Raw genomic sequence first — 26,124 nt, forward strand, 5'->3', positions numbered from 1 at the left:
GCCCAGCGCTTACTGCGGGAGTTGCTGTGGTGCGCCCTTGCGGAGGACGATCCTACGGTTGTACCGCGGGGGCGCAACAAGGGTCTCATGACGTCATGTACGCGGGAGTGCGGTCCCAGTCGTCCGGCAGCCGCGGCACCGACCAGGACGGATCGGGACGCCAGTGCTGCCAGCCGTCCGAGAACGGTGTGCCCCAGGCACGGATCACCTCCACCGCGGATCGTCCCGCCTCCCGTACCCGCTCGGCGAGCTGAGCGTCGATCAGGCCGTCCTGCTGGGCCTGTGCGAACTCGTCCTCGTCGCGCCAGCCCCAACTTCGGTCCGGGTAGACGCAGATGTCCAGGAAATGGTCCTCGGAGTCGACACCGCCGACCCAGCGCACCAGCGGCTCCTCCAGGTTGACGTACCAGTTCTTGAAGCGCCAGCCCGGGTCCCAGAACAGCCACACCGACCAGGGTTCCCCGGGCCGGGCCAGCTTGAGCACGCCGGTGCCGAACCAGCGGTCGAGCTGCACGGTTCGCGGCTTGGTGTAGCGGGTCTGGAGCGGTTCGGCGTGCAGCGGCGTGCCGTCGGCGAGGACGGGCCGCACGCATGTCGTCCCCGGTGCCATCCACACGGCGAGCAGGTCGGAGTCGTCGCGTACGACGGTCACGGGGCGGGCGATGTGGAAGCGCTCGCCCGCGTTCTCCCGGTACCGCCACAGGATCTGGTCACCAGGCGCCCAACGTCCCGTCACTCCGTCGGCTTCGCCCGCCTCGCCCGCTTCCACTCGTCTCACCGCTCCACCCTCTGCCATGCACAGATATTAGGTGCCCCAGGCATACGACGCTGTGGTGCGTGTCATCGGTTCGCGTCATGGGCGGGTGATGTGCGTCGATATGGGGCGAGGCGTTACGGGTGTGTCATCCGCAGGACATCGAGCGCCTCGTCGAGCTGGTCGAGGGTGAGGTCGCCGCGGTCCACGTAGCCCGACTCCAGGACGACTTGACGGATCGTCTTGCGCTCGGCGAGCGCCTTCTTCGCGACCTTCGCGGCCTCTTCGTAGCCGATGTACCGGTTGAGCGGCGTGACGACGGACGGTGACGACTCGGCGTACTCGCGGGAGCGTTCTCGGTGGGCGACGATGCCGTCGATCGTGCGGTCGGCGAGGAGCCGCGAGACATTGGCGAGGAGCCGGACGGACTCCAGCACGTTCTTGGCGATGACCGGCATCATCACGTTGAGCTCGAAGTTGCCGGAGGCGCCGGCGGTGGCCACGGTGGCGTCGTTCCCGATGACCTGGGCGGCGACCATGAGAACGGCCTCGGGGATCACGGGGTTGACCTTGCCGGGCATGATCGAGGAGCCGGGCTGCAGGTCGGGGAGGCTGATCTCGGCGAGGCCGGTGCGCGGCCCGGAGGCCATCCACCGAAGATCATTCGCGATCTTCGTGAATCCCACGGCGATGGTCCGCAGTTGCCCGCTGATCTCCACGATCCCGTCCCGGGCGCCCTGGGCCTCGAAGTGGTTGCGGGCCTCGGTGAGCGGCAGGCCGGTGGTGCGGGCGATCTCGGCGATGACGGCGGCGGAGAAACCGGGCGGGGTGTTGATGCCGGTGCCGACGGCGGTGCCGCCGAGGGGGAGTTCGGCGAGGCGGGGGAGGGAGGCGGTGAGCCGCTCGATGCCGTACCGCACCTGTGCGGCGTACCCGCCGAACTCCTGACCGAGTGTCACGGGCGTGGCGTCCATGAGGTGCGTCCGGCCGGACTTCACCACATCGGCGAACTCCTCGGCCTTGCGTTCGAGGGAGGTGGCGAGGTGGTCGAGGGCGGGGACGAGGTCCCGGCTGACGGCGGCCGCGGCGGCGATGTGGAGGGAGGAGGGGAAGACGTCGTTGGACGACTGCGACGCGTTGACGTGGTCGTTCGGGTGCACGTCCCGGCCGAGGCGCTCGGTGGCGAGGGTGGCGATGACCTCGTTGGTGTTCATGTTGGAGGAGGTGCCGGAGCCCGTCTGGAAGACGTCGACGGGGAAGTGCTCGTCCCACCGGCCCTCGGCCACCTCGGCGGCGGCCTCCTGAATGGCGTCGGCGACGTCCTTGTCGAGCACGCCGAGCTCCGCGTTGACCTTGGCGGCGGCGGCCTTGATGCGGGCGAGCGCCTCGATGTGCGCACGCTCGATCCGCTGCCCGGAGACGGGGAAGTTCTCCACGGCACGCTGTGTCTGCGCGCGCCACTTGGCGTGGAGGGGGACCTGGACCTCGCCCATGGAGTCGTGCTCGATGCGGTATTCGCTCATGCCGGGTACAGCGCGGGGGAGGGCGGGGTTGTTCCGGGGGTGGGCCGGACGGGGGCGCGCACCGGTGGGCGCCCCCGGCCGCCGTCCACCCCCGCCGCGACCCTGGGCGCTGCGCCCCCAGACCCCCGCTGTCGGCCTTGACGGCCTCGTCCTCGAACTCCCCCGAGCTCTTCGAACAGGGGGACCCCAGACGGGCTGAGTGATGCCGACCGGCGCTGACACAGCAGCCCCTCCGGCGGGGAATTCAGCCCCTCCGGCGTTTGAGGAGCGGGGGTCCGGGGGCCGGGCCCCCGGACGGGGTCTGAGGCGGAGGCCCCATGGGGGCAGGGGCGGAGCCCCGCGAGGGGCTCAGCGGGCTCAGGGGGCGCAGTCCCCGCCGGGGCTGGGGACGGAGTCCCAGGGGGACGCAGTCTCCGCCGGAGCTGGGGGCGGAGCCCCGCGAGGGGTGCCAGGGGACACAGCACCCGCCGGGTTCCAGGGGCGGAGCCCCTGGTGGGGTTGGGGGCGGAGCCCCAGCGGGGTTGGGGACGCAGTCCCTGCCGGGGTTGCAGGGGCGGAGCCCCTGGTGGGGCAGAGGACGCGGTCCCCGCCCGTGGTCTGGGGCGAAGCTCAAGCGGGGTGCGGGGGGCGCAGTCCCCGCTGGGGTTGCAGGGGCGGAGCCCCTGGTGGGGCAGAGGACGCGGTCCCCGCCCGTGGTCTGGGGCGAAGCTCAAGCGGGGTGCGGGGGGGCGCAGTCCCCGCTGGGGTTGCAGGGGCGGAGCCCCTGGTGGGGCAGAGGACGCGGTCCCCGGACGGGGTCTGGGGCGGAGCCCCTGGTGGGGCAGAGGACGCGGTCCCCGCCCGGGGTCTGGGGCGAAGCTCAAGCGGGGTGCGGGGGGCGCAGTCCCTGCCGGGGTTGCAGGGGCGGAGCCCCTGGTGGGGCAGAGGACGCGGTCCCCGCCCGGGGTCTGGGGCGAAGCCCAAGCGGGGTGCAGGGGGCACAGTCCCCGCCGGGGCTGCAGGGGCGGAGCCCCTGGTGGGGTTGAAGGGGTGGAGCCCCTGGAGGTGGGACGGGTAGGGGCGGCGGGGGCGGAACCCCAGGGGTAGCCCCCCGCCGTACCCGGAGGGTTACGCCAGCCCCGGTCCCCGCACCGGGATCGACGTGAACGTCGGCTGGGGCGCCGGGTCCTTGAAGAAGTCGTTGCCCTTGTCGTCGACCACGATGAACGCCGGGAAATCCTCCACCTCGATCTTCCAGACCGCCTCCATGCCCAGCTCCTCGTACTCGAGGACCTCGACCTTCTTGATGCAGTCCTGGGCGAGGCGGGCCGCCGGGCCGCCGATGGAACCCAGGTAGAAGCCGCCGTGCGCGGCACACGCGTCCGTGACCTGCTTGCTCCGGTTGCCCTTCGCCAGCATCACCTTCGAGCCGCCCGCCGCCTGGAACTGCTCGACGTAGGAGTCCATGCGGCCGGCCGTCGTCGGGCCGAAGGAGCCCGAGGCGTAGCCCTCGGGGGTCTTCGCCGGGCCGGCGTAGTACACCGGGTGGTCCTTCAGGTACTGCGGCATCTCCTCGCCCGCGTCCAGGCGTTCCTTGATCTTCGCGTGGGCGATGTCCCGGGCGACGACCAGCGGGCCCGTCAGGGACAGACGGGTCTTGACCGGGTACTTCGTCAGTTCGGCGAGGATCGCCTCCATCGGCTGGTTCAGGTCGATCTTCACGACCTCGCCCTCGTCCAGGTGGGCGTCCGTGGTGTCCGGCAGGAAGCGGGCCGGGTCCGTCTCCAGCTGCTCCAGGAACACGCCTTCCGCCGTGATCTTGGCGACGGCCTGCCGGTCCGCCGAGCACGACACCGCGATCGCCACCGGGCAGGACGCCCCGTGCCGCGGGAGACGCACCACGCGCACGTCGTGGCAGAAGTACTTGCCGCCGAACTGCGCCCCGATCCCGATCTTCTGCGTCAGCTCGAAGACCTTCTCCTCCAGCTCCTTGTCACGGAAGCCGTGCCCCAGCTCGGAGCCCTCGGTCGGCAGCTCGTCCAGGTAGTGCGCCGAGGCGTACTTCGCGGTCTTCAGGGCGTACTCGGCGCTCGTACCGCCGACGACGATCGCCAGGTGGTACGGCGGGCACGCGGCCGTACCCAGCGAACGGATCTTCTCCTCCAGGAACTTCATCATGGAGGCCTCGTTCAGGACGGCCTTCGTCTCCTGGTAGAGGAAGGACTTGTTGGCGCTGCCGCCGCCCTTCGCCATGAACAGGAACTTGTAGGCGCCGCCGTCCGTGGCGTACAGCTCGATCTGCGCCGGGAGGTTCGAACCGGTGTTCTTCTCCTCCCACATGGTCAGCGGAGCCATCTGCGAGTAGCGCAGGTTCAGCTTCGTGTAGGCGTCGTAGATGCCGCGGGAGAGGGCCTTCTCGTCCTCGCCCTCCGTCAGCACGTTCTGGCCGCGCTTGCCCATCACGATCGCCGTGCCCGTGTCCTGGCACATCGGCAGCACGCCCGCCGCCGCGATGTTCGCGTTCTTCAGCAGGTCCAGGGCCACGAACTTGTCGTTGGCGCTGGCCTCCGGGTCGTCGATGATGCGGCGCAGCTGCGCGAGGTGGGCGGGCCGCAGGTAGTGCTGGATGTCGTGGATGGCCTCCTCGGCCAGCTTGCGCAGCGCCTCCGGCTCCACCTTGAGGAACGTACGCCCGTCGGGTCCCTCGGCGGTGGAGACGCCCTCGGACGTCACCAGCCGGTACGGGGTGGTGTCCTCTCCCGTGGGGAGCAGATCGGTGTACGCGAACTCAGGCATCTCGCCCATTCCTCACTAGACAGACAGCGGCTGGCCTCCGTTGGCAGCGTCCACCAGCGTAGAACCTGGGTCTGACCGTGGACCTGTGAGGTAGGGCTCAGTATCGGGTTCTGCCCCGAGGGCCCGTTTCGACGGTTCGAGAGTCGGGGATTCCGCCGCTTCCCCGGGCTGGTTTTCCGCAGCACCGTTCGAGGGCTAGTCGCGATCTATCGCGTTTCGCTACGCTGCTGTCGTGGACCTTCACAAGAGCCCCGCCCCGACCGACGACCGGCCCGTGGCCCCGGCAGAGCTGCGCTGCTCGGACGCCGACCGCGACCGCATCACCGACATCCTGCGCGACGCCCTCGCCGAGGGGCGTCTCACGGCCGAGGAGCACGCCGAGCGCGTCGAGGGTGTGCTGCACGCCAAGACGGTCGGTGAGCTCGACCGGTTCGTCCGCGACCTGCCCGCGGCCCAGCCGCGCCGCACCGCCCGGGCGTACGCCGCCCCGCCGGGCCGGCCCGCTGAGGCTTCGATGCCGAGGGAGCCCGACGAGAACGTGGTGGCGGTCTTCAGCAGCGCCATCCGCCGGGGCCGCTGGCGCCCCCGCCGCCGCACGCACGCGTACGCGATCTTCGGCAGTGTCGAGATCGACCTCAGCGAGGCGCTCTTCGAGTACCAGCAGGTGGTGATCAAGGCGGTCTCGGTCTTCGGCGACGTGCAGATCCGCGTCCCGGAGAACGTCTCGCTGCGCAGCACCGGCGGTGGCGTGCTCGGCAACTTCGAGGTGAGCCCGCTGGATTCGGGGGATCCCGACGCGCCCGTCATCCATGTCGACGGACTCGCCGTGTTCGGGAACGTGGAGGCGAAGCCCAAGCGCGGCAAGACGGTCGCCGACATTCTCGACCGCGTGTCGCACAAGGCGGACAAGGCTTTGCGCAAACACCTGGACCGTTGACGCTTGTGAATTCGGCCGGGCTCGGCATGCGCCGGTCACATTCCGGCGGCATGAACAACCCCTGGAGTTCCTGCGGTTGGGAACTCAGTGCATAGGCGCGCGCACAGCGGGTAGGCCTTGCTGCATCGTCTCTCGCTCGCGAAGCCGTCGTCAGGAGTAGACCGTGCTGCAACCGCCGCATTCGTCCCTGCAGGTCGCTGACGTTCCGCACCAGCGGGTGCCAGTGCGCGACAGGGATCAGGACGCCCCGTGGCACACGGAGGCGGTGTGCCGGCGCGACGAGGCCGGCCTGTTCTTCGCCCCGTCCAAGGAACCCACCGCGGCCCGGCTGTCCCGCGAGGAGGCGGCCAAACGGGTCTGTGCGCGCTGTCCCGTGATGGTCGAATGCCGGGAACACGCGCTGCTGCAGCCCGAGCCGTACGGAGTGTGGGGCGGGCTCACGGCCGCCGAACGCCGTGTGGTGCTGGCCCGGCGCCGCCGCCGCGAAGTCGAACTGAAGAAGGCCGCGCGGGGGACGATAGCGGCGGCCGGCTGAACGGCCGCGCATTCAGGCGCATACGAGGTACCAGGCCGCCGAGAAGGAGCAGGCCGCCGAGAAGTATCAGGCGCATACGAAAAGGAGCGCCCTCTCCGCACCGAGGGCGCCCCTTTCCGTATGGGCCTACTTCGCCCGGTCGAAGTCGATCGCGCTGTACGCGCGCAGCTTGCTCAGCCGGTGAACGGAGTCGATCCGCCGGACCGTGCCGGACTTCGAGCGCATGACGATCGAGTCGGTGGTGGCGGTCTCCGACCGGTAGCGCACCCCGCGCAGCAGCTCGCCGTCCGTGATGCCGGTGGCGACGAAGAAGACGTTCTCACCGGAGACCAGGTCGTCCGTCGTCAGCACCCGGTCGAGGTCGTGGCCCGCGTCGAGGGCCCGGTGCCGCTCCTCGTCGTCCTTCGGCCACAGCTTGCCCTGGATGGTGCCGCCCAGGCACTTCACCGCGCAGGCGGAGATGATGCCCTCGGGCGTACCGCCGATGCCGAGCAGCAGGTCGATGCCGGTGCCCTCGCGCAGCGCCAGGATCGAACCGGCCACGTCGCCGTCCGAGATGAGCTTGATGCGCGCGCCCGTCTCGCGGACCTCCCTGATCAGATCGTCGTGGCGCGGCCGGTCGAGGATGACGACGGTGACGTCCTCGGGGGTGGAGTGCTTGGCCTTGGCGACCCGGCGGATGTTCACCGAGACGGGCGCGTTGATGTCGACGAAATCGGCCGCTTCCGGACCGGTGACCAGCTTGTCCATGTAGAAGACGGCGGACGGGTCGAACATCGTGCCGCGGTCGGCGGCGGCCAGCACCGCGATCGCGTTCGGCATGCCCTTCGCGGTGAGCGTGGTGCCGTCGATCGGGTCCACGGCGATGTCGCACTCCGGGCCGGTCCCGTCGCCGACCCGCTCCCCGTTGAAGAGCATCGGGGCCTCGTCCTTCTCCCCTTCGCCGATGACGACGACGCCGTTCATCGACACGGTCGAGACGAGGGTGCGCATGGCGCGCACCGCGGCGCCGTCGGCGCCGTTCTTGTCGCCACGGCCGACCCAGCGGCCCGCGGCCATGGCGGCGGCCTCGGTGACCCGGACGAGTTCGAGGGCGAGGTTGCGGTCCGGGGCCTCGGAGGGAACTTCGAGCTCGGACGGCAGATGATGATTCTCGGTCATCGGAGCGCACCTTTCTGATACGACGACGGCCGGATGAGGGTGATGCCCCGACTCTATCGTCGGACAGACAAAATGAGCAGGGCACCCCACGGATGAGCAGACCCAGGCACCTGCGACGATAGGGGCGTGGCAGGTATGAAAGGCAAGCAGACGGTCCGGGACATGATTCTCTCCCTGGCCCTCGTCGGGCTGATGGCGGGCATCATCTATCTCTTCATCCCCCATGACGACCACGCCCCCGACCTCAAGCCCGTGGACTACCGCGTCGAACTGCTCACCGCGCGCCGCGCCGCGAGCTACCCGGTCGCTGCGCCCGAAGGCCTGCCCGGCACCTGGAAGGCCACCTCGGTGCGTTTCCAGGACGAACCCTTCGACGCCTGGCACCTCGGCTTCCAGGACCCCGAGGGGCAGTACGTGGCGGTCGAGCAGTCCACCGAGAGGGCGTCCACGTTCGTCGACGACGCCAGCCAGGGCGCACAGGAGACCAAGGCCACCCAGCGCATCGGCGGCCAGACCTGGCAGCGCTACACCGGCGGCCGCTACGACGCGCTCGTACTCAAGGGCAAGGGCGCCACGACCGTGGTGACGGGCACCGCGTCGTTCGCGCAGCTGACGAAGATGGCGGAGGCGCTGAAGACCGGCTGACGACGTGCCGCGCAGGGCGGCGCCGCCCGGTCACCCGGCCCCTTCCGCGCCCTCGCCCTCCTCGTCGTCCTCCTCCTCGGCCAGCGCCGCGTCCAGCCGCCTGCGGGCGCCCTCCAGCCACGTCCGGCACACCTTGGCCAGCTCCTCCCCCCGCTCCCACAGCGCAAGGGACTCCTCGAGCGTGGTGCCCCCGGCCTCCAGGCGCCGCACCACCTCGATCAACTCGTCCCGCGCCTGCTCGTAGCCGAGTGCCTCGTCCGTTCTGCTGGTCATGCGCCCACCCTAAGATCCCTGGTTGCCGACGGAACCCTCGCCGTCGGCCCGTACCGTGAACTCGCCCGCGGCGACCCGCGCCCGCAGCGTCTCGCCCGCCGTCACCTCTTCCGGTGCGCGGACCACGTGCCCGTCGGCCTTCTGCAGCACCGCGTACCCCCGCCGCAGCGTCGCGGCCGGGGACAGCGCCACCGCGCGCGCGTGCGTGTGCGTGAGCTCCGACTCGGCGCGGTCGAGCAGATGCCCGAGGGTGCGCCGGGCGCGGTCGACCAGCGCGGTGACCTGGTCGGCCCGCTCGGCGACCATACGGTGCGGGTCCTCCATGCAGGGCCGCGCCAGCGCGTGCGCCAACCCGCGCTCCTCACGTTCGACGAACGTCTGTGCGCACCGCCGTGCCCGGTCCCGCAGCTGCCGTACCCGCTCCAGCTCCTCCCCGACGTCCGGGACGACCTTCTTGGCCGCGTCGGTCGGCGTGGAGGCGCGCAGGTCGGCGACGTGGTCGAGCAGCGGATTGTCCGGTTCGTGCCCGATGGCGGACACCACGGGCGTGCGGCAGCCGGCCACCGCCCGGACGAGCTGCTCGTCCGAGAACGGCAGCAGATCCTCCACACTGCCGCCGCCGCGCGCCACGATGATCACGTCCACCTCGTCCAGCGCGTCCAGCTCCTTCACGGCCTGCACCACCTGCGGTACGGCGTGCACGCCCTGCACGGCGACGTTGCGCACCTCGAAGCGGACGGCGGGCCAGCGGTGCCGCGCGTTCTCCAGCACGTCGCGCTCGGCCGCCGAGGCACGGCCGCACACCAGTCCGATCAGCTGCGGCAGGAACGGCAGCGGCTTCTTGCGCTCGGGTGCGAACAGGCCCTCGGCGGCGAGCGTCTTCTTCAGCTGTTCCAGCCGCGCGAGCAGTTCCCCGACGCCCACGGGCCGTATCTCGGCCGCCCGCAGCGACAGCTGTCCCCTCGGGGCGTACCACTCGGGCTTGGCGAGGACGACCACACGGGCGCCCTCGCTCACGACGTCGGCCACGGAGTCGAACACCTGGCGGTAGCAGGTGACGCCGACGGAGATGTCGTGCGACGGGTCGCGCAGCGTCATGAAGACGACCCCGGCGCCGGGCCGCCGCGACAACTGCGTGATCTGCCCCTCGACCCACACGGCCCCGAGCCGGTCGATCCACCCCCCGATGAGCCGCGACACCTCACCGACGGGCAGGGGGTTCTCCGCGGACGTGTTGACAGCCATGCGCCCGAGCGTAGTGGCCGGGACCGACAACGTCGGTCGGCACAACCTCTCCCCACGGAGGCGATCTACGACTCCGGGCCCGGCCTTACGATGGATCGCATGACTGCTTCCTCTGGCCGCCGTGTCCTGCTCGCCGCCCCCCGGGGGTACTGCGCGGGCGTCGACCGTGCCGTGATCGCCGTCGAGAAGGCCCTCGAGCAGTACGGGGCGCCGATCTACGTCCGCCACGAGATCGTCCACAACAAGTACGTCGTGCAGACCTTGGAGAAGAAGGGCGCGATCTTCGTGGAACGGACGGAGGAGGTGCCCCCCGGGAACATCGTCATGTTCTCCGCGCACGGCGTGGCACCCACCGTCCACGAGGAGGCCAGTCAGGGCCGGCTCGCCACCATCGACGCCACCTGCCCGCTGGTCACCAAGGTCCACAAGGAAGCGATCCGGTACGCCAAGGAGGACTTCGACATCCTCCTGATCGGGCACGAGGGCCACGAAGAGGTCATCGGCACGTCCGGCGAGGCCCCCGACCACATCCAGCTCGTCGACGGCCCCGAGGACGTCGCGAAGGTCGAGGTGCGCGACCCGTCGAAGGTCGTCTGGCTGTCCCAGACCACCCTCTCGGTCGACGAGACCATGGAGACGGTCGACGCGCTCAAGGAGAAGTTCCCGCAGCTGGTCTCCCCGCCCAGCGACGACATCTGCTACGCCACCCAGAACCGCCAGCTCGCGGTGAAGCAGATGGGCGCCGAGGCGGACCTGGTGATCGTGGTCGGTTCCCGCAACTCCTCCAACTCCAAGCGGCTGGTCGAGGTCGCCAAGCTCGCGGGCGCGCGCGAGGCGTACCTGGTGGACTTCGCCGACGAGATCGACGAGTCCTGGCTTCAGGGTGTGTCGACGATCGGCGTGACGTCGGGTGCCTCCGTGCCGGAGGTCCTGGTGGAGCAGGTGCTCGAGTGGCTCGCGCAGCGCGGCTTCGAGGACGTCGAGATCGTCAAGGCGGCCGAGGAGTCCATCACCTTCTCGCTGCCGAAGGAACTCCGCCGGGACCTTCGCGAGGAGGCCGCGGAACTGGTGGCCGAGCGCACCGGCGAGAAGTAGTGACCCGGCGGGAGCGACGGCGCAGGAGGCCACGCGCAGGATGCCGTGGCCTGACCGTCGGCGCCACGACGTACCGTGGTGCCCATGCAGATCTTCGGCGTGGACATCGGCGGATCCGGGATCAAGGGCGCTCCCGTGGACCTGGAGCGGGGCGACCTGGCTCAGGAGCGCTTCAAGGTGCTCACTCCTCACCCGGCGACGCCCGACGGGGTCGCGGACGGGGTGAAGGAGGTCGTCGACCACTTCGGGTGGACCGGGCCGGTCGGCCTGACGTTCCCCGGAGTGGTCACGGACGGCGCCATGATCCGTACGGCGGCGAACGTCGACAAGAGCTGGGTCGACACGGACGCGCGCGCCCTGTTCGGCGAGCGCCTGGGTGGCCTCCCGGTGACCGTGGTGAACGACGCGGACGCGGCGGGCGTGGCCGAAATGCAGTTCGGCGCGGGCCGCGGCCGTAGGGGCACGGTCATCGTGCTGACGTTCGGTACGGGCATCGGCAGCGCCATGTTCGTCGACGGCCTCCTCGTGCCGAACACGGAGCTGGGCCACCTCGAACTGAACGGCCGCGACGCCGAGAAGCGCGCCTCCAGCAAGGCCAAGGACGACAACGAGCTGACGTGGGAGCACTGGGCCCGCCGGGTGCAGAAGTACCTCGCGCACGTGGAGATGCTGTTCTCGCCGGAGCTGTTCATCATCGGCGGCGGCGTCAGTCGCAAGTCCGAGAAGTTCCTGCCGCTCATCGAGGGCATCGAGGCGGAGATCGTCCCGGCCCGGCTCCAGAACAACGCGGGGATCGTGGGAGCCGCGATGAGGGCGGCGAAGCAGGGATAGCAGCCGGTACGGGGACAAGCGGGTACCGGGACAGAAGCAAGTACGGGCGGGACGGAAGCAGGTACGGGACAAAAGCAGTAGGGAGCGGGACGCTCGGCGCGGGCGGGCGTCCCGCGCCGTCAACCGCTCCGACGGCGCGCCGCGGCCCTGCGTCGCAGCATCCGCACCTTGCGCACGGTCGTGATGACGCCCGCGATCAGCGTGCCGCCGTACAGCCAGCCGGCCTGCGTGGCGAGCGCGGTGACCAGCCCGACCAGGCGCCCGGCGACCCCGCCGTCACTGTCGACCAGGACCAGCAGCCCGGCGGCGAACGCGATGGGCACGACCACCGGCGCGGTCACCAGGTCCCCGCGCCGCACCCACAGCGCGGTCAGCGCGGCCACCGGCAGGAACAGCACGCCGTAGACCGTGAGGGACGCCCCGAACAGCAGTTGGTCGAGACACGCCAGCACCAGCATCACGGCGCCGCAGAACAGTCCGCCGCCGAGCCCGGTGAGCCGGGGGCCGGGCAGCCGCCGTGCCGCCTGGTCGAGCGGGGCGGTGCTCCGCACCCGAGCCGCCGGGCGCCGCTGCGCACCACTGTTGCCCTGGCCCGCCGGCCGTGCCAAGCCGGTCCCGTCGCCCAGCTCGGGCGGCCGGGACCGCCGGGCCGGGGAGGCCGTGCGGCCGCGCCGGACCGTACGGGCGCGGCGGCGCTGCGCCGGCCCTGCGGGGGAAGGGGGGCACCGCGTCGCGGTCCGTGTTGCGGGGGTCGCGTCCTGTGTTGCTCCACTGGACCAACTTAGGTCGGTTTATGTGCGGAATGGCGTATGACACACGCCGTTGGCGAGAGGTTGTCCAAGCGTTCGATGCGTCGCCGGAGCGCGGCCCGGTACGCCGTAGACTGGTGGATCGGCCCGCACACTCTCCTGACGGACCCGGGCCCGCAGCCCAGTCCAGTCCTCCAACCTCACGTACGGGAAGTCGCAACGTGTCGCTCACGATCGGAATCGTCGGTCTGCCCAACGTCGGCAAGTCGACCCTGTTCAACGCCCTGACCAAGAACGACGTGCTCGCGGCCAACTACCCGTTCGCCACGATCGAGCCGAACGTCGGTGTCGTCGGCGTCCCCGACGCCCGTCTCGCCAAGCTGGCCGAGATCTTCAAGTCGGAGCGGATCCTCCCGGCGACCGTGGACTTCGTCGACATCGCGGGCATCGTGCGCGGCGCGAGCGAGGGCGAGGGCCTGGGCAACAAATTCCTCGCGAACATCCGCGAGTCGGACGCGATCTGCCAGGTCATCCGCGCCTTCAAGGACGAGAACGTCGTGCACGTGGACGGCAAGGTCTCGCCGAAGGACGACATCGAGACGATCAACACCGAGCTGATCCTCGCGGACCTGCAGACGATCGAGAAGGTCCTGCCGCGCCTGCAGAAGGAATCGCGGATCAAGAAGGACATCGCCCCGAAGGTGAAGGCCGTCGAGGAGGCCAGGGAGATCCTGGAGAAGGGCGACACGCTCTTCGCACACGGGATCGTCCAGGGCAGCGAGCGCGCCGAGCTCCTGCACGATCTGCACCTGCTCACCACCAAGCCGTTCCTGTACGTCTTCAACGTCGACGAGGACGAGCTGATGGACGACGCCTTCAAGGACGAGCAGCGCGCGCTGGTCGCCCCCGCGGAGGCGATCTTCCTCAACGCCAAGCTGGAGGCGGACCTCGCCGAGCTGGACGAGGACGAGGCCCTCGAACTCCTCGAGTCGGTCGGCCAGCACGAGCCGGGCCTCGCCACCCTGGCCCGCGTCGGCTTCGCCACCCTGGGCCTGCAGACCTACCTCACGGCGGGCCCGAAGGAGTCCCGCGCCTGGACGATCAAGAAGGGCGCCACGGCCCCCGAGGCGGCCGGCGTCATCCACACCGACTTCCAGAAGGGCTTCATCAAGGCGGAGGTCATCTCCTTCGAGGACCTGGTGGAGACCGGCTCGGTGGCGGAGGCCCGTGCCAAGGGCAAGGCGCGCATGGAGGGCAAGGACTACGTGATGCAGGACGGGGACGTGGTGGAGTTCCGCTTCAACGTGTAGTGGGCGACTTACCGCCACTTCGCCGATCTGGCAACCATGCAGGTCGGAAGGGGTTCGACCTTCCGGGGTCAGGCCCCTGGCGCTGGCAAATCTGACCCGTCGTCACCTGTCGTCACCCCTGACCGCGACCGACGTTCCCCCCGGTTTCAGAGCGTCTTGATCGTGCCGCCGTCCCTGACGTGATTGACGCAGGTGATGTTGCCGACGGCGTCGGGCAGGAGGAACGCGGGAGGAACGCGATCAGGGCCGACACTTCCTCGGCTCGGTCATGCGGCCGACCTGACCAACGTCGTCCCGGGCCGCGCCGAGCTGACCGTCGACCTCCGCAACCCCGACGACGCCCAGATGGCCCGCGCCGAAGAGCCGGTTGTTTTGGCGAGCGCGATGCTAACTTCAATGTTACTAACATCGACGTTAGCATCATGCGGTGGAGGTCGACGGGCGTGGTGGATTTCGTAGGGCGTACGCAGGAGCTGGCGACGCTGGAGCGCGAGCTGCAGAAGGTTGCGGTGGGGGCCGGGAGGGAGCGGCCCGGGCGGTGCGTGATGCTGCGCGGGCGGCGCCGGGTGGGCAAGTCGCGGTTGGTCGAGCGGTTTGTGGAGCACTCCGGGGCACCATTCTTCTTCTACGCGGCCACTGGCGCGTCCCCTGCGGATGATCTGGCACGGCTGGCCCGGGATGCTCAGGCATCGACGCTGCCGCTGGCGCAGCTGGTGGCCGCCGCGCGGCCGGAGAGCTGGGATGCCGCGTTCGATGTGCTGGCCGCGGCGCTGCCCGCCGACCGGGCCAGTGTGCTGGTCATCGACGAAGTGCCTTACCTGATGGATGCCGATGGCGCCTTTGAGGGGACGCTGCAACGGGCCTGGGACCGGGTGCTGGAGACGAAGCCGGTGCTGCTGGTCCTCATCGGCTCCGATCTGTCGATGATGGAGGCGCTGAACAGCTACGGGCGCCCCTTCCACCAGCGCGGCCGGGAGATGGTGCTCGGGCCGCTGAACCCTGCCGAGGTCGGGCGGATGCTGGAACTGGATCCGGCCGAAGCCTTCGACGCCGCGCTGGTCACGGGCGGGCTGCCGCTGATCTGCGCGGAGTGGCCGCACGGTGCGGGACTGTGGGACTTCCTCGGCGAGGCGCTGAACGATCCCGTCTCGGCACTGCTGGTGTCCGCCGAGCGCTCACTTGCCGCGGAGTTCCCGCCGCAGGCCCAGGCTCGTGCGGTGCTGGCGGCGATCGGCAGTGGTGAGCGGACCTTCACCAACATCGCCCGCGCGGCCGGCGGGATCGGGGCCACGCCGCTGCAGCGGGCGCTGGAGATGCTCACGGACAAGCGGATCGTTGCGGCGGAGCTGCCCGTGTCCCTGCGACCGTCGAAGGACCGCCGCTACCGGGTGACGGATCCGTACCTGCGCTTCTGGCTGCACCTTCTCGGCCCCTCCATGCAGGAGATCGAGCGTGGGCGGGGTGACCTGACACTGGCGCGGATCCGGCAGAACTGGACCAGCTGGCGTGGTCGGGCCGTCGAGCCGCTCATTCGCGAGGCTCTCGCCCGGATCCTTCCCGACGACCAGCTGCCCGCAGCCCCTGCGGTGGGCGGCTACTGGACCCGTACCAACGACGTCGAGATCGACATCGTCGGGGCGGACCGCGCCCCGGTCGCCAAGGAGCTGCTGTTCGTCGGTTCCATCAAGTGGCTGGAGGAATCACCCTTCGACCGGCATGACCTGGCAGCCCTCCATCGCCACCGGGCTGCGCTCACCACCGAACCCGTCCCGGTCGTGGCGGTCTCCCGCAGTGGGGTCGACTGTCCGGGGCTCGATGCCGCCTACGGCCCTGGCGATTTGCTGACCGCCTGGCCGCTGTAAGAATTCCGCCCCAACGTGTAGAACTCACCACGTCGCTGACCCGTGGAAATGAGATCCATGGCTAGCAGACGCGCTGGGGAGATGAAGCTCACGGTCGAGCGCGATGTCGGCGGCGGTGGCCAGACCCGGGCCCTGCTTGCGCAGGTACATCACGACCGGCTCGTCGTGCTCCGAGGAGACGACCAGCTGCTTGATGTCGAGGATCAGGTCGGCGACGTCCTCCTCCAACCGGAGCCCGGCTCCAGCGGCTCGATCAGGAACCGGGGAGCGGAACTCGTCGACGACCTCTGTCAGGCGACGGACGGGCGAGGCTGAGCCGCCCGTCTCTCCAGCTCAGCCATGAAGCCCCCTGGGAAGAGGAACAGGCGGCGGGCCCTGCTCCATGCGCCCACTCCGCAACCGAGCCATCCTGTCTGCCGCCACAGGGTGCCGCCCCGTGCAGAGGAATAAGTTTCAGGTTGGAACTGAAACAAAAGCTGGTATGGTGTCACCGAAGCAGCCGCGACGAGCTGCAAGCCACCAAGGAGGGGGTCTGCTGATGACTTCCACATCGAGTCGAGCGCTGGTCAACTACCCCAACAGGTTCGACCCCGCAGCGCTCGGTGAGCTGCCTGAGCGATTGCAGTCCATCGTCAAGCGGCGAAACAACGTACTGGGTCCTGGTTACGCGCTGAACTACCGGGAGCCGGTCGAGTTCGTGTCCGGCCGAGGCGCCCACCTGTTCGACCGGGAGGGCAACGACTATCTTGACGCCTACAACAACGTGCCGTGCGTCGGTCACGCACACCCGCACGTTGTCGAGGCCGTGTCCCGCCAGATGGCCATGGTCAACACCAACACGCGCTATGTGCAGGAATCACTCGTCGACTACGCCGAGCGCCTTCTCGCGACCATGCCCGAAGAGCTCTCGAAGGTCAGCTTCGCGTGCAGCGGGTCGGAGGCGAACGACCTGGCCATGCGCGTGGCTCGTTTCCACACGGGCGGCGAGGGAATCGTAGTGACTCGCTGGGCTTACCACGGTCTCACTCGCGAGGTTGCGAGCTTCTCGCCGACGCTCGGCGCGGGGTCACCGCTGGGGCCGAATGTGCGGCTCATCGATGCTCCTGATCCGCGACTCGTTCCGTCGGGTTCATCACTTCCCGACTACATGCGAAGCCAGGTGCGCGGCGCGATCAACGACCTCGAGCGCCACGGCTACAGGCTTGCGGCGCTGATCACCGACTGCGCGCACTCCAGCGACGGCATCTTCACCGATCCCGTCGGTTACCTGCGTGACGTGGTCGAGGAGGTGCACGCCGCGGGCGGCGTGTACATCGCCGACGAGGTCCAGTCGGGATTCGCCCGGCTCGGAGAGTCGATGTGGGGGTTCAGCCGCCATGGGGTGGTTCCGGACATCGTCACGATGGGCAAGCCCATGGGCAACGGCATGCCGATCTCCGGTGTGGTGTTCAGGCCCGAGGTGTGCGACGAGTTCGGGCAGAATGTCCGTTACTTCAACACCTTTGCGGGCAGTTCGATCGCGGTTGCCGCCGGTGCCGCGGTTCTGGACGTCTTCGAAGCGGAGAACGTGCAGCAGCGAGTTCTCGACAACGGCAGGGCGCTTCGAGCCGGCCTCGAGGAGATCACTCGCGAGTCTCCCCACGTCGCGGAGGTCCGTGGCAGTGGTCTGTACGTGGGCGTCGAAGTGGTGAAGGACCGGGACTCGCTGGAGCCGGATCGTGTCCGCGCCGACCACGTCATCAACGACATGCGCGAGCGTCGCGTCCTCATCAGCGGCACCGGGGAAGCGGTCAACGTGCTCAAGATCCGACCGCCGCTGGCCTTCGACTCGGCCGACGTGACGCGATTCCTCGAGACCTTCGCGGAAATCGCCGAGATGCGCCTGTAGCAGGCCGAAAGCCGAAGGGACCGAACGGTGAACACCTCGCCCCCCGCACGTATCGCCCAGCAGTTGTTCGAGGAGAGCGGCCTGGCGTCGTCCCACGAGCCCATCGAGACGAGCGTGGTGGACGCCCTCCTCGCTCGGCACTACCAGCTGAGCGGACGTCTCGAGCGCCTGGCAACCGAGAAGGACGACACGTTCCGGCTGCGAACCGGCACGGCCGACCTTCTCGTCAAGGTTTCCCCACCCGACGAGGCGGAAGCTGTCGTAGCTCTGCAAACGGCTGTGCTGCGCCACCTCGAAACCGAAGCTCCTCATCTCCCCATCCAGCGGGTCAGGGAGACCGCCGAAGGCAGCGACGACGTACCGATCGAGACGAAAGACGGCCGGGTTCGAGTCCTGCGCGTCTTCGACTTCGTCGAAGGTGCCGTCCTCGCGCGGACGAACCACGATCCCCACCAGCTTGCCAAGACCGGGCAGATGCTCGGGCGAGTGGATCTGGCTCTGCGGTCATTCAGGCATCCAGCGGACGAGCGGCGCCTTGTGTGGGACCTTCGGCACTTCGACCAGCTGCGGGAGCTCATCGAGTACACGTCCAGCGCCGCGCACCGTCGGCTGGCACAAGAAGTGTTCCGCCTTTTCCACGGGGCCATCGTTCCGAGGCTGGGTGATCTCGAGACCCAAGTGATCCATGGTGACTACAGCCCCTACAACGTCCTGGTGGATCCGCGGACAGACGGCTTCGTCACCGGAGTGATCGACTTCGGTGACACCATGCGCAGTGCTTTGATCTTCGATCCTGCTGTGTCTCTCGCGAACCTTCTCGGCCGGACACCGTGGGATCCCTGGCGTGAGGCATGCAGCTTCGTCGCGGGATACGAGCGGGCCCGGCCGATCAAGGACACCGAACTCCCGCTCCTTCCTGTCGCCGCGTTGGCACGCCTGACACTTCGCGCGCTGGTCACCCATTGGCGCGCGGAACGAGTTCCGGAGCGTCGCGACTACCTGCTCGAGCACGCCAGAGACGACTGGGCCAACGTGGAGCGGGCCATGGCCGTCGCCGTGGAGGAGGTCGTGGCCCGCTTGCTGAGCACCCGCCATGACACGCCTTGAGCGGCGCCACTGAGGCGCCACTCGTCGGCGTCCGACACGGCAGACCTGGCCTCACTCGACGAGACCGTCACCCCGGCGACCGCACGCGTCGAGCCCTCGAAGGTCATCCACACCGCCCAGGGCTGGGAGTACGACCACATCCCGACCCGCGACCTCGGCCTGAAGCGCCGGGTGTGGATCAACCGCTACGGCCACCCCGGCAGCGCCGACTACCAGCCCTACGACGAACTGCCGGACCTGTCGGGCCTGCCGAAGCTCCTCGGCTGCTGATCCAGCTCGACACAGGGCGCCGGCACGTACAGAGAACAGAGACGAGCGCTGCGAACCCGCCTCCAGTGGGAGACGGCCACGAGGTTCTCCCCTTGAAAGGAGCAGGCGGAGTCGCACCGAAGCGCAGGCGAGCCAAGGATCGGCATCTTCGCCGGCGCCCACGGGCAGTTCGGCACGTCAGGCAGAGACCACTGGTTCGGGCTGCGTATGGTCTCGCTAAGGTCATGAGGTGAGCAGCATCAACCCCACACCCCGCGACTACAACAAGGCAAGTGTCCTTGACGTGGTTCTCTCCCATGCGCCGTTGACCCGGAACAAGCTCATCGAGCTCACGGGGTTGAGCAAGGCGACGGTGTCGCGGGCCGTGGAGGAACTGCGCTCTGACGGGTTCGTCGTGGACGGGGGAGTCGACGCCGTCGCCGGGCGTGGCCGTCCGTCGACGTACCTCGATGTGCCCGAGACGGCCGGACACGTCGTGGGGGTCGGCTTCGGCGTCGTGACCACCGGCGTGCTGGTGACCGACCTACGCGGCCGTGAGATCGGACACGTGATCGTTCCGACGGTCGAGCACCACGACGTCCCCGCCGCCGGCCGGTGGCTGGTCGACCTGATCGCGCAGACCAGCGCATCCGCACGAGGGCCACTGCGCCAGGTCGTCGTGGCACTGCCCGCCCATGTCCGCGACGGCGCCGAGGTCTTTCGGCCTGCCGATCCGATGAGAATCTTCTCCGGCAGAGACCTCCACCGAACCGTCGAAGAACTCGTCGATGCTCCAGTGACCTTCGACAGTGACGCGAACGCGTCCTTGCTCCAGGTGCTCACGGACGACGCGAGCATCCATAACGCTGCCCTGTTCAGCGTCAGCAGCACCTTGAATTTCGCCACCTGCAGGGACCGGGAACTGGCTCGGGGACGTACTCCTGCGTTCGGCGACATCGGCTCCCTCCCCTCGGGCATCGACGATCGCACCCTCAACGGGCTGCTGAGCACCGCAGGGCTTGTGGAGCTCGCTCGTGAACAGGGACTGGACGTCGAACGCGTCGAGGACCTGTGGCTGGCACCTCAGGACCATCGAGCCCGTGCGGAGATGCTCAAGGCGTTCACGACGGCGGTCACGACCGCCGTGAGCATCGTCGCGGTGACACTCGATCCCGAATCCGTCTACTTCGTCGGCCGGTTGCGCCCCTTGGTGGACGAGGTACTCCCCGAGGTGCGCAAGCGACTCGAACAGACCTTGCCGGTCATCCCCCGGATCACGACCGTCTCCCAGGTTCTGGGACTCTCGGTGGCACGCGGCGCGGTGCACGCCTGCCTGGCCATGACCCACAACCGCCTACGGGACGCGCTGCTGAAGGCACGCGGTCAGGGACCGCGGCAGGAGCAAGCTGCGCCGGCCTTCTGATCCGGACCGCGAGCATGAGGAACGAGAGAGCCTTCGTTTGACACTCCCCGGGCTCCGCCAGCTCAACCTGAGTAACGGGGTCTCTGGTGGGTGATGTGCGGGAAGCGCTGCGAGCGGCCGACGCCGGGTCCTGCACGACGAAGTACCGCTCGTGCCAGTGGGCTGACGTTACGCGGAACGTGCTGCTCGGCGGGAAACGGCGTACACAGCTGGGCGAGCGGACCGCCCCTGTAGCGTGTGTGGTCACCGCTGACAGAGTCTTGGGTGCGGGCAGCCGGCACCGAGCCGCTTGCGGAGGTGAGGCGGGGCCGGTCCCCTTCGGGGCCGGTCCCGTCGCCGTGCCCGTCCCCGGGTCAGCCCTGGCGCGGGTTCGGCTTCAGCACGGCGAACACCGCCTGGCCCGGGTCCGCCAGCCAGGCGATGCGTCCGACGTCCGGCACGTCCGAGGCCGGCATGAGCACCGTCCCGCCGCTGCCCTGCACCGCCGCGACGGTGGCGTCGGCGTCGGCCACGGCGAAGTACGGTACCCAGCGCGTCTCCTCCTGCTCGTCCTGAAGCGGGGCAACGCCGCCGAAGGACCCCTCCTGCTGGTCGCCGTCCTTGATGCTGAGCACCCGGTACGTCATGCCGGGCGCCTGCATCTCCTGCGAACGCCAGCCGAACAGCGCGTTGTAGAAGCGGATTGCGGCTTCCGGGTCGCCCACGTGCAGTTCCACCCACACCAGCGTGTTGTCCTGCGACGTGATCTCCAGGCCCTTGGTCCGCCCGGGCTGCCAGACGGCGAACCGCGCCCCCTGCGGATCGGTGAACTGGGCCATCCAGCCCTCGCCCATGACGTCCATGGGTTCGGCTCGCACCCCGCCCCCGCCGGCGACCACCTCGCGGGCGGTGGCCTGGATGTCGTCGCTCTGGAAGTACGTCGTCCAGGCCGACGCGGCCCCCTCCTCGGTCAGCGGCCCGACGGCACCGACGGTCCTCCCGTCCTTCTGGAAGAACCCGTAGCCGCCCGCCTCCGGCCCGGCGGACACGAACTGCCACCCGAAGACGGCGCCGTAGAAGGCGGCAGCCGCGTCCGTGTCCGGGCTGCCGAGGTCGATCCAGTTGGGTGACCCGGTGCGGAAGTCGGTGCCGAGCATGTGCTTCCTCCTGCGCGTGCGGTGCGGAGATCCCCGCCACTATGCCGACCCCATGGACAGGGCTCGGTGCACCGGCTCAGCGGGCCCGTGGGTTTCACCCGGAGGCGGGAACGAAATCCCCGGTCGGTTCTCCCGGTTGAGCCATGTGGCAGCTCGGTCGGGCGGCGCTCGTCGCTTCCTCGGCTCCTCAGCCGCTGCGGTCCGACTGCCCGGGTTTCTTGTCGGCGGACCTGCCGTTCGGCTCACCGCTGGGCTTGCCCGCGTCGCCGGTCCGCGCCTGCGACAACTGGTCGGCACAGTAGGCAGCGACGTCGTCCTCTCCGCCGGCGGCTGCGAGGAACCGCCGCCAGTCCGTCGAGTCCAGCGCCTTGCCCCGGCCCTTCACCGAAGCGTACGCGCGGCAGTGGGCCTGGACGTCCTTGGCCGTGGGGGGACGGTCCTGCGGGGCCGAGGTGGCGGGCATGGTGGGCTCGGCCGCCTCCGGCGCCGTTCTGGAGGGCTGCGCAGCCGTCGGCGACGGATGCCGCTGCCCAGGGGTGTCCCGCGGGCTCCCGGCGGAGTCGGGCGAGCCGATCGCCGCGATTGCGACACCGCCCACGGCGAAGGTGGCGACGAAGAGGGCGACGGTGGCTTTCGCCCAGCGCCCGGCAGGGCTGCGCCGCGCCCTCCAGTCGTCCCGCCTCCGGGTCCGCGCCTCCTTGTGCACGCCTGCGTCGCGCGCTGCGCGGAAGGCGGCCACCGCTCGCCGCTCGGCGGTCGCATCGAGGGCGTCGGCGCGCAACGCGTGACCGAGCGCCGCTTCCATGTCCGTGAGACCGGCCGCGCTGTCCGCCTGGGTCACTGGGCCGTCCGCGCCGGCGCGTCGACGGGCGAACGCTCCGCCGTCGCTGTGTCGGTCGCCCATGCCTGTGTCCGTCCTTGCGTGATCGTTGCTCGTTCGTTGTACGCGTCCGGCGCCGTCGCTGCTCATTTCGACTGCCTCAGCGTATGGACGGCCTTCCCTGTCACAGCTCAGGCGCCGAGTTGGCGGGCCAGCCGTTTCAGCCCGCGGTGCGCGGCGGTGCGGACCGCACCGGGCCGCTTGCCGAGGACACGTGCGGCGGCCGGCCCGTCGAGGCCGACGACGACGCGCAGCAGCACCGCCTCGGCCTGATCACGGGGCAGGCTCCGCACCAGTTCCAGTGCGCGTTCGGTCGAGAGAGACTCCAGCGCCTGGTCATGGGCAGTGTCCGGCCCCGGCAGCTCCATGAGGTCCAGATCGAGCGCGGCAGGCACGGGGCGGCTACGACGGCGGCGCAGGTGGTCCAGGGCCCGGTGACGGGCGATGGTCGCGCTCCAGCCACGGAAGCCGGCGCCGTCGCCCTTGAACCGGCCCAGGTCGCGGGCTATCTCCAGCCAGGCTTCGGACGCCACGTCCTCGGCGTCGTCCTTGACGAGCCCGCGCAGGTAACCCAGCAGCCCGGGCTGCACGATCCGGTACACGACCGCGAAGGCGGCCTCGTCGCCGTCCTGAGCCCGCGCGACGGCGGCACCCAACTCCGCGTCCCGCGGCTGCCCGCCGCGGGGCTCGCCTCCCTGGCCCACAACCTGTCCCAGTCCGCCCGTTCGTCGAGCACGCGGTGGTGGACCCGCTTCGCGGTGCCGCGAGTCGCTGCTGCCCACCCCTACATGATCATCAGCGCCGGGCCGCACAGGAATGTCACAGCGGACCGGACGACATCCGGACGACATCCGGACGACACCGATGGTTCGGACCGAGCACACCGGCGATCCCCCGCGTGCGGCGAACGCAGTGATCCGCGTCACTCCATCCTGTTTCGCTGTGATGTTCACCGGGCCGGCCGCGCTGGGTGGGTGGGTCACCCCTGTGACGGGTGTGCCCTACGTGACTTTGTTCTGTGGCCCTTGTGGGTCCTCGAGGGGTGGATACGTCGTGAGTCGTCGTACGTCGCATGCGTACAGACCGCTGAGTCTCAAGCGTCGGGTGTGGCTGACGCTCGGTGCCGTCGTCCTGGGGGGCGGGGGCGTGGTGACCTATGCCGTCGCCAGCCCCTCCGACCACGGGGCGGCGGGCCGCGCCAAGCGGCCGGTGAAGGTCTACGACCTCACGCTGAAGGGCACCGACGTCGGCAGGCGGGAGCTGCCGCGCACGGACACCGAGCAGTTCTCGATGGTCGGCGTCTCGTGGACGGGCGGAGCCGAGCGGCTCGACGGCACGGCGCAGGTGCGCACCCGCAGCCTCCAGACCGGCGAGTGGAGCGCCTGGCGCGACCTCGAAGCGAACGTCGACCCGCTGGAGAAGCCCGGCCCCCGTGTGCGCGGCGCCTCCGAGCCCCTCTGGGTCGGCTCCTCCGACGGCGTACAGGTACAGGTCGTCCGCAAGAACGGCACCACCGGTCCGCTGCCCAAGGGACTCGAGGTCAACCTGGTCGACCCGGGCGTGGTGACCGACGCCGAGACCAGGTCCTCCACTGGTGAGCCGGCCGCGTTCGTCGCCGAGACGAGTCCCGGCGCCACGCCCACCGACTCGACCGCACCGACCGACTCGGCCACCCCCACGGACTCCGCCGCACCCGGCGACGGCACCACCACCGCGCCCACGGACGGTCAGACCACCACGTCCCCGGCGCCGTCCGACACCGCGCCCACGGCCACCCCGACCGACTCGGTGTCCGCCTCGCCCACGACGAGCGCGTCGGCCACCACGCCGTCCGCACCGCCGTCCACCGTGCCCGAACCGCCGATCACCTCGCGCGCCGGCTGGGGCGCCGACGAGTCGCTCAGCCCCGACCCCTCGCAGTACAACGCGGACGTCAAGGCCGTCTTCGTCCACCACACCGACGGGGCCAACGACTACTCCTGCGCCGACTCCGCCTCGATCGTGCGGGGCATCTACGCGTACCACACGCAGGTCAACCACTGGAACGACATCGGCTACAACTTCCTCGTCGACAAGTGCGGCACCATCTTCGAGGGCCGCAAGGGCGGCGTCGACCTGCCGGTGCTGGGCGCCCACACCTACGGCTGGAACCGGGAGTCCGCGGGCATCGCGGTGCTCGGTGACTACACCTCCACCAGCGCCACCAACGCCGCGTTGACCTCGATCGCACGCGTGGCGGCCTGGAAGCTCGGCCAGTACGGCGCCGACCCCTCCGGGACCGTCCAGCTCACCGCGGGGGCGACCCAGACGAACTACTTCGGCACCGGCTTCACCGCGGGCGGCAAGTACACGTTCCAGCGGATCTCCGGTCACCGTGACGGCTACAACACCCAGTGCCCCGGCGGGTCCCTCTACAACCAGCTGCCGACCGTCCGTGCCTGGGCGTCCGGCCCGGTGCAGGGCCTGAAGGTCTCCTCGGTCGACGGCGCGGGCCTTTCCGGATCGACGTTCTACACCAAGGGCGCCGTCACGGTGCGCTGGACGGCCACCACGCCGGCCTCGCTCATCTCGAGCTTCAGGCTGCTCGTCGACGGCAAGACCGGCGCCACCGCCCCCGGCTCCGCCACCTCCGCCGGTGCCACCCTGACCCTGGGCAGCCACACCGTCGCGGTACAGGCCGTCCACCAGTCCGGCAAGACCGCCACCAGCGCTTCGGTGAACGTCGTGGCGGAGACGACGGCACCGACCTTCACCACCACCCCGACGCTCTCCCTGCGCACCGGCACCGTCAACACCGGCGCCGTCCCGGTCACCCTCGGCTGGAAGGCCACCGACAACGCCGCGCTCAGCTCCGTGAAGCTGCTCTCCCCCGCCACGGCCACCTTCGGTCCGACCACCACCGGCTCCAGCCGCACCGCCGCGTCCGGCACGGCCACGACCTGGTCGATGCGTGCCTACGACTACGCCGGCAACTACCGCACGGTCTCCCCGGCGTACACCCCGGTGATCCTCCAGGAGAGCTCCGCCACCAAGTCCGGCAGCTGGACCACCCGCTCCTCCACCAGCTACCTCGGCGGCAAGTCCTACTCCAGCGGCTCCAAGGGCGCCACCCTGACCTGGACCTTCACCGGCCGCTCCGCCGCCTGGGTGGTCTCCCGCGCCTCCAGCTCCGGCCAGGCCTACGTCTACGTCGACGGCACCAAGGTCGCCACGGTGGATCTGAAGTCCTCCACCACCCTCTACCGGCAGGCGATCTGGACCAGGACCTGGGCCGGCAGTGCCCAGCACACCGTCAAGATCGTGGTGGTCGGCACCAGCGGCCGTCCCACCGTCACCACCGACGGCCTGGTCTACATCAAGTGACTCCCGACGCCGTCGACACGGCGGCGTGCCGTCCGACCGGCGCATGCGGTCCCGCATGCGCCGGTCGTGTGTGCGGGACCGCAGCGTGACGTCGCGTGCGCCGGCTCGGTCAGCCGGCCGACCGGTGTTCGCCCGGCCGGCGCACCACCGCCAGCAGGTCGTCGTGCTCGGCCACCGCCTCCAGGGACAGGTGCGGTAACCGGGCACGCTCCTTCGCTCGACGCGGACACGGGCAAGTCCCGCGACCGCGGCGTTCGCCGAGTACCCCGGGGCCGGGCGCGCATCCGTGGCCGGTGACAGGGGAGCGAGCAGCCCACGCGGTGGTGAGCCCGGGCCCGCGACAGGGAAAGGGGGCCGGTCCCTCCGGGAGCGGCCCCCTCCTT

Annotated in this window: 21 protein-coding genes and 1 pseudogene; 11 read left to right on the forward strand and 11 right to left on the reverse strand. The window is 70.0% G+C overall.

Annotated elements, in window-relative coordinates:
- Positions 1-85: 85 nt before the first annotated feature.
- The 3 genes from fomD to N8I84_RS25550 form a co-directional block, all read right to left on the reverse strand.
- On the reverse strand, positions 86-796 hold the full coding sequence (gene fomD, locus N8I84_RS25540) for a cytidylyl-2-hydroxypropylphosphonate hydrolase (protein ID WP_263231778.1): 711 nt from the start codon (positions 794-796) through the stop codon (positions 86-88).
- 95 nt (positions 797-891) lie between these two features.
- A complete protein-coding gene (locus N8I84_RS25545; protein ID WP_263231780.1) occupies positions 892-2,277 on the reverse strand; it encodes a class II fumarate hydratase in 1,386 nt (461 codons plus the stop codon).
- 1,107 nt (positions 2,278-3,384) lie between these two features.
- Complete coding sequence (locus N8I84_RS25550; protein ID WP_313884282.1) at positions 3,385-5,061, reverse strand: fumarate hydratase; 1,677 nt, start codon at positions 5,059-5,061, stop codon at positions 3,385-3,387.
- Between the two features lie 223 nt (positions 5,062-5,284).
- Between N8I84_RS25550 and N8I84_RS25555 the strand changes: the two genes are divergently transcribed.
- Positions 5,285-5,989, forward strand: a complete 705-nt coding sequence (locus N8I84_RS25555; RefSeq protein WP_263231782.1) for a DUF1707 SHOCT-like domain-containing protein — start codon at positions 5,285-5,287, stop codon at positions 5,987-5,989.
- A gap of 163 nt (positions 5,990-6,152) precedes the next feature.
- On the forward strand, positions 6,153-6,524 hold the full coding sequence (locus N8I84_RS25560; RefSeq protein WP_263231784.1) for a WhiB family transcriptional regulator: 372 nt from the start codon (positions 6,153-6,155) through the stop codon (positions 6,522-6,524).
- Between the two features lie 126 nt (positions 6,525-6,650).
- Here the strand turns inward: N8I84_RS25560 and glpX are convergent, their stop codons facing one another.
- Positions 6,651-7,685, reverse strand: a complete 1,035-nt coding sequence (gene glpX / locus N8I84_RS25565; protein WP_263231785.1) for a class II fructose-bisphosphatase — start codon at positions 7,683-7,685, stop codon at positions 6,651-6,653.
- Positions 7,686-7,811: 126 nt separating this feature from the next.
- On the opposite strand from glpX, the gene N8I84_RS25570 reads away from it, so the two are divergent.
- The gene (locus N8I84_RS25570) at positions 7,812-8,330 is read left to right on the forward strand and encodes a DUF4245 domain-containing protein (RefSeq protein WP_263231787.1); all 519 of its coding nucleotides are present in this window, start codon (positions 7,812-7,814) and stop codon (positions 8,328-8,330) included.
- Positions 8,331-8,360: 30 nt separating this feature from the next.
- Here the strand turns inward: N8I84_RS25570 and N8I84_RS25575 are convergent, their stop codons facing one another.
- On the reverse strand, positions 8,361-8,603 hold the full coding sequence (locus N8I84_RS25575) for an exodeoxyribonuclease VII small subunit (protein WP_263231789.1): 243 nt from the start codon (positions 8,601-8,603) through the stop codon (positions 8,361-8,363).
- Between the two features lie 9 nt (positions 8,604-8,612).
- A complete protein-coding gene (xseA, locus tag N8I84_RS25580; RefSeq protein WP_263231790.1) occupies positions 8,613-9,848 on the reverse strand; it encodes an exodeoxyribonuclease VII large subunit in 1,236 nt (411 codons plus the stop codon).
- Positions 9,849-9,938: 90 nt separating this feature from the next.
- Here xseA and N8I84_RS25585 point away from each other — a divergent pair, with 90 nt between their 5' ends.
- Together N8I84_RS25585 and ppgK are read left to right on the forward strand one after the other, a co-directional pair.
- The gene (locus N8I84_RS25585) at positions 9,939-10,943 is read left to right on the forward strand and encodes a 4-hydroxy-3-methylbut-2-enyl diphosphate reductase (protein ID WP_263231792.1); all 1,005 of its coding nucleotides are present in this window, start codon (positions 9,939-9,941) and stop codon (positions 10,941-10,943) included.
- 84 nt (positions 10,944-11,027) lie between these two features.
- Entirely contained in the window at positions 11,028-11,774 is a 747-nt protein-coding gene (ppgK, locus tag N8I84_RS25590; protein ID WP_263231793.1) for a polyphosphate--glucose phosphotransferase, read from the forward strand.
- Positions 11,775-11,893: 119 nt separating this feature from the next.
- Here the strand turns inward: ppgK and N8I84_RS25595 are convergent, their stop codons facing one another.
- Positions 11,894-12,325, reverse strand: a complete 432-nt coding sequence (locus N8I84_RS25595; protein ID WP_313884283.1) for a DUF6542 domain-containing protein — start codon at positions 12,323-12,325, stop codon at positions 11,894-11,896.
- Between the two features lie 419 nt (positions 12,326-12,744).
- Here N8I84_RS25595 and ychF point away from each other — a divergent pair, with 419 nt between their 5' ends.
- Both ychF and N8I84_RS25605 read left to right on the forward strand, forming a co-directional pair.
- Complete coding sequence (ychF, locus tag N8I84_RS25600; protein ID WP_263231794.1) at positions 12,745-13,833, forward strand: redox-regulated ATPase YchF; 1,089 nt, start codon at positions 12,745-12,747, stop codon at positions 13,831-13,833.
- Between the two features lie 443 nt (positions 13,834-14,276).
- Complete coding sequence (locus N8I84_RS25605) at positions 14,277-15,695, forward strand: ATP-binding protein (protein WP_263231795.1); 1,419 nt, start codon at positions 14,277-14,279, stop codon at positions 15,693-15,695.
- A 99-nt stretch (positions 15,696-15,794) separates the two neighbouring features.
- Here the strand turns inward: N8I84_RS25605 and N8I84_RS25610 are convergent.
- Positions 15,795-16,013: pseudogene (locus tag N8I84_RS25610) on the reverse strand (hypothetical protein); the annotation flags it as partial.
- Positions 16,014-16,233: 220 nt separating this feature from the next.
- On the opposite strand from N8I84_RS25610, the gene N8I84_RS25615 reads away from it, so the two are divergent.
- The 3 genes from N8I84_RS25615 to N8I84_RS25625 all read left to right on the forward strand — a co-directional run bounded on the left by N8I84_RS25615 (position 16,234) and on the right by N8I84_RS25625 (position 20,362).
- Positions 16,234-17,583, forward strand: coding sequence for an aspartate aminotransferase family protein (locus N8I84_RS25615; protein WP_263231797.1), 1,350 nt, complete (start codon positions 16,234-16,236; stop codon positions 17,581-17,583).
- Between the two features lie 63 nt (positions 17,584-17,646).
- Entirely contained in the window at positions 17,647-18,690 is a 1,044-nt protein-coding gene (locus N8I84_RS25620) for a phosphotransferase (RefSeq protein ID WP_263231798.1), read from the forward strand.
- Between the two features lie 499 nt (positions 18,691-19,189).
- Complete coding sequence (locus N8I84_RS25625) at positions 19,190-20,362, forward strand: ROK family transcriptional regulator (RefSeq protein ID WP_263231800.1); 1,173 nt, start codon at positions 19,190-19,192, stop codon at positions 20,360-20,362.
- Positions 20,363-20,715: 353 nt separating this feature from the next.
- Here the strand turns inward: N8I84_RS25625 and N8I84_RS25630 are convergent, their stop codons facing one another.
- The 3 genes from N8I84_RS25630 to N8I84_RS25640 all read right to left on the reverse strand — a co-directional run bounded on the left by N8I84_RS25630 (position 20,716) and on the right by N8I84_RS25640 (position 23,082).
- Positions 20,716-21,498, reverse strand: a complete 783-nt coding sequence (locus N8I84_RS25630; RefSeq protein WP_263231802.1) for a VOC family protein — start codon at positions 21,496-21,498, stop codon at positions 20,716-20,718.
- 187 nt (positions 21,499-21,685) lie between these two features.
- Positions 21,686-22,402, reverse strand: a complete 717-nt coding sequence (locus tag N8I84_RS25635) for a hypothetical protein (protein ID WP_263231803.1) — start codon at positions 22,400-22,402, stop codon at positions 21,686-21,688.
- A 107-nt stretch (positions 22,403-22,509) separates the two neighbouring features.
- Complete coding sequence (locus tag N8I84_RS25640) at positions 22,510-23,082, reverse strand: RNA polymerase sigma factor (protein WP_263231804.1); 573 nt, start codon at positions 23,080-23,082, stop codon at positions 22,510-22,512.
- 283 nt (positions 23,083-23,365) lie between these two features.
- On the opposite strand from N8I84_RS25640, the gene N8I84_RS25645 reads away from it, so the two are divergent.
- Complete coding sequence (locus N8I84_RS25645; protein WP_390899055.1) at positions 23,366-25,741, forward strand: N-acetylmuramoyl-L-alanine amidase; 2,376 nt, start codon at positions 23,366-23,368, stop codon at positions 25,739-25,741.
- Positions 25,742-26,124: the final 383 nt, after the last annotated feature.

Source organism: Streptomyces cynarae (assembly GCF_025642135.1).
GTDB lineage: Bacteria > Actinomycetota > Actinomycetes > Streptomycetales > Streptomycetaceae > Streptomyces > Streptomyces cynarae.